The 312-nt window shown below is 54.5% G+C and carries 1 pseudogene; it reads right to left on the reverse strand.

The window, feature by feature from the left end:
- A pseudogene (locus ACQKOF_RS24995) lies at nucleotides 1-312 on the reverse strand (hypothetical protein); the annotation flags it as partial.

Consider the following 312-nt stretch of genomic DNA (forward strand, 5'->3'; position numbering starts at 1 on the left):
CCAGTAGAACCAGTAGAACCAGTAGAACCAGTAGAACCAGTAGAACCAGTAGAACCAGTAACGCCAGTAGCTCCAGGTTCACCAGTCGCCCCAGTTACACCGGTAGAACCAGTCGCTCCAGTCGAACCGGTAACGCCAGTCGATCCGATGTCCCCAGTCGCCCCAGTTACACCTGTAGAACCAGTACCGCCAGTACCGCCAGTAACACCAGTAGCGCCAGTAGAACCAGTAGAACCAGTAGAACCAGTAGAACCAGTAGAACCAGTAACGCCAGTAGCTCCAGGTTCACCAGTCGCCCCAGTTACACCGGTA

Source organism: Lysinibacillus sp. NPDC093190 (assembly GCF_050280425.1).
Classification (GTDB): Bacteria; Bacillota; Bacilli; order Bacillales_A; family Planococcaceae; genus Lysinibacillus.